The sequence below is a fragment of the Okeania sp. SIO2B9 genome, assembly GCF_010672505.1.
GTDB classification, from domain to species: Bacteria; Cyanobacteriota; Cyanobacteriia; order Cyanobacteriales; family Microcoleaceae; genus Okeania; species Okeania hirsuta.
Window position 1 is genome coordinate 1 of record NZ_JAAHGK010000833.1, and the last position, 3,503, is coordinate 3,503.

At 33.9% G+C, this 3,503-nt stretch carries 4 protein-coding genes; 1 reads left to right on the forward strand and 3 read right to left on the reverse strand.

What is annotated here, in order from left to right; all coding sequences use genetic code 11:
- Positions 1-546: 546 nt before the first annotated feature.
- On the reverse strand, positions 547-765 hold the full coding sequence (locus tag F6K13_RS24120; protein WP_240038747.1) for a type II toxin-antitoxin system HicB family antitoxin: 219 nt from the start codon (positions 763-765) through the stop codon (positions 547-549).
- A gap of 4 nt (positions 766-769) precedes the next feature.
- On the reverse strand, positions 770-1,984 hold the full coding sequence (locus tag F6K13_RS24125) for an RNA-guided endonuclease TnpB family protein (protein WP_124142828.1): 1,215 nt from the start codon (positions 1,982-1,984) through the stop codon (positions 770-772).
- A 61-nt stretch (positions 1,985-2,045) separates the two neighbouring features.
- Here F6K13_RS24125 and F6K13_RS24130 point away from each other — a divergent pair, with 61 nt between their 5' ends.
- Positions 2,046-2,216: a DNA-binding protein gene (locus F6K13_RS24130; protein WP_124142829.1), complete on the forward strand. Its 171-nt coding sequence runs from the start codon at positions 2,046-2,048 to the stop codon at positions 2,214-2,216.
- 416 nt (positions 2,217-2,632) lie between these two features.
- Here F6K13_RS24130 and F6K13_RS24135 read toward each other — a convergent pair whose 3' ends face one another.
- Positions 2,633-3,259 (reverse strand): exopolysaccharide biosynthesis protein, encoded by a 627-nt coding sequence (locus F6K13_RS24135; protein WP_124142830.1) that lies wholly within the window; start codon positions 3,257-3,259, stop codon positions 2,633-2,635.
- Between the last annotated feature and the right edge of the window lie 244 nt (positions 3,260-3,503).

Here is a 3,503-nt window from a genome sequence, read left to right on the forward strand (position 1 = left end):
TCTCGACTAATAATCATCATGATCATCGGAAACCAAAACAATGGAAGGCTCAAAGAAAATAATGTTAAAAATCTTTGTATATGTTTTCGACTACTTTCATATGTGATTGGTAAAGGAAAACAACCAGAAATGCCTTTCTATTTTGACAGTTTTCTATACCGTTAATCACCAAACTAAAATTTTTAAAGTTTGGACTTGAGTATCACTGATAAAAATTGCATTTGGTCGGTCTATTTATGTAAGTGGATCGACTTTTTCTACCATAAAATGTGAGTGATGGCTACCATCAACAATTGAGATAAAAATCAACTTGAATTGGGGGAGAAGGGATTGGTAAGCTCAACGTGCCAACCCCTTCTCTAAAAATGATGATCATTATCATTTTCTTTGTGGGTTTAATCCCCCACCGTCAACGGGGGTGTTCAAAATTACTTGGGGTTAGAATCCCCATGTAATTTTCCTCCTGTCTCCTGTCTCCTGTCTCCTGTCTCCTTCTTCAATATTGAGGAAAAATCCAGATTTTATACAGAGGTATAATCCTTGAAACTATTGTGGGACAATATTTTTGAGGTGCTTGTCTCCCCCTGAGGGTTTTCCCATTTCTTCATAAGCAGATACTAAGTCTTCCAAAACTTCCTTCGCATTTTCTAGCGCTTCATCATAAGATTCACCGTAAGTTTGAGCGTACTTCCCCCATTCAGGTAAACTAGCAATTTGACACTCCCCCGTTAAATCAAAGATTATAACGGGAGATTCTTGTTTCAAACTCTTAACTAGGTAACAAATCAAACAAGCTGAGTTGCACCCCCGCCAGAACGTCTCCACAAGCATTTTGGTTAACGGTATGTCCTACCGCTATTAGTCCTCTATTTCTAATTACTTTTGCAGCAGCAATATCACGATTTATTTGATAACCACAACTGCTGCAATTGTGACTTCTTTCAGACAATTTCTTTTTCTGTCTCTGACCACATCCAGGACATTCTTGAGAAGTATGATTTTTATCAACTTTTGCATAATATTTACCTCGTTTCCAACAAACAAAAGGTAAGATTTCGTTAATAAACTGACCTATGCCACTATCTAAAGATTGCTTCCTGACAATACCTCTAGACCAAGAATTAAAGTTAATATCTTCTACAAAAATATTATCAGCTAAATTGCAAAGTTGATGAGCTAATTTAAAATGCCAATCACGTCTAGTATTAGCTATTTTTTCATGTAGTTTAGCTATTTTATTTTGATATTTGAACCAATTATTTGACCTAATTGTTTTCTTCTTAAGTCTTCGTTGCAGCAATTTAAGCTCGCGTAGTTGACTTAACAAAAACTTAGGAGATTTAATTAATTGTCCTGTGGAAGTAGCTACAAAATTTTCTATACCTGCATCTACACCTAATGAGACTTTACCTACTGGATTATCTGGCACTGATTCTGAGGAAGTAAAAGTAATCATCAAATAATAACCACTAGCTTTTTTAACTATCCTAGCTTGTTTAGCTGTCATAGCTTCGGGATAAGGTCTACTTTTTCTAATTTTAATCCAACCAAGTTGAGGTAATTTAACTTTAGTATAACCTAAACAATTTTTAAGCATTGCAGGAAAAACAAAGCTTCTTAACTTTTTCTTAAATCTAGGAAAGCCTTTACCCAAACTTTTCATCTCAGAAAATGCTTGATCTAAAGTCTTTAAAGTTTGTTGTAATACTTGAGCATTAACTGACTTTAATTTAGGATTAGTTTTCTTAGCTATGGTTAGACTTTTTGCTTGATTATTATAACTAGGATAAGGAGTGTCAGCAGGTATAATATATTCCGAAATAATTGAACAACTATTGATTGGTGACTTTTTTGAACTTAACCAGTCTTTACGCTCTCTTAAAGCATAATTATACACAATTCTAGATACATCAAGAATCTGATTAATTTCTGCTTCTTGTTGTTGATTTGGTCTAAGTTTGTACTGATAAGTTAAAGCTATCACTTGACAATATTTTATATTTCTAAATATACTAATACTGTAACGCAAATTGTATATACAGTCAATGGTTAGGAAAAAAATTTTTGTAGTAAGATTAACTGATGATGAAAAAGAAAGACTAGAGTATTATGCAGAAATTATGCAAGTATCAATGTCTGAAATAATTCAAGATTACTGCAAAAGTTTGCCAAAACGACCTCAAGCTCAATTAAAGGATTCGCTACCGCTCAATTAATTGCTGGTTTAAATTCATCTCACCGTTAAATCAAAGATTATAATGGGAGTCCTCTTTAAACAACACTGATAGGTTTTATCCTTTTCAGACCATTGAATTAAAATACTATATTTCAATGGAAATTATAAATTAGGTGCTTAGGTGTACAATGAGGTAATAATTATGCTACTGGACATAGATTCTATATGCTCGCACCTTTTCCATTGTACAAATAGTAGCACAAATTTATTTAAAATCAACCCCTTGCTGAAAAATTTTTTCATCTATTTCAAAGGTACAGCGAACAGCGAATTTTAGCATATCAGTCAGGTATATCAGGTATAATATACGCGGGCAAGATGCCCGCACTAATTATGAAATAAGCTGTCAAGCCTTCTAATTTAGCCGGAGGTACTGATAAGTGAGAACTGAATTTCCTAACCTCCAGTCAAAGAATTTTTAAGTAATTCAATTCCACCCTTGACACCTTCATAACCAAAACGCAGAATTAGACCACTTAAAATCGCACCCATTGCACAAAGGACCAACCCACCTAAACTAATAACACCATCATCATCCAACAAACCAAAACCAGTAACAAAAATCCCGATCGCCGGTAAAGTATTAGTACCCGGAATTGGAATCATCATCGAAATAGCCATCACAGCGATCGCGCAACCAATGACAATTCTACCAACAAAACTCGTACAAATATAACTCAATCGAGGACGAGAAATCAACTCAATTTTCTGTAACCAAGGAATGCCAGACTTCAAAATTCCTTGTATTTTATCCAGAGAGATTGAATGATTTAACCAACTCTTAGGCAACCACGGAGTTTTAGAACCAACTATTAGTTGAACTGCCAATAAAAGTAATAAAATTCCAAATGGAATTGAATAACCAGGAGCAGGTACAGGCAAAGCAGAAGGTAGAGACAAAATTACGAATAAAAAGCCAAAAATTCTCTCTCCTGCTAAATCAATAATGTCTCCCAAAGTAACTTTAGAAGCACATTTTTCGTCAAAAAAATATCGTTGTAATTCTACAGATAATTTGGCCACGAATTTATATTATTTAAAGTTAAATATGGAACTAAGTTAAAAGTACAAAACTTTCAAGGAATATATGATTAGAAGATTTGATAGTAACCATAAGAGATTGACTTATATCATGTTCGGATAATTAGAGATAAAAAAACTTTCTCCTTCTTATATCAAATTCGATAGTATTGGTGTAATTAAATAAAGAGTGTGGGTAGTGTGGGAAGATGGGGATCTCAAGAAAGATTTGGCAATGGCGCTGAGG

What these genes read in the sequence shown, in the direction of transcription:
- F6K13_RS24130 (WP_124142829.1), top strand. Translation starts at nt 2,046, where the DNA reads ATGGTTAGGAAAAAAATTTTTGTAGTAAGATTAACTGATGATGAAAAA.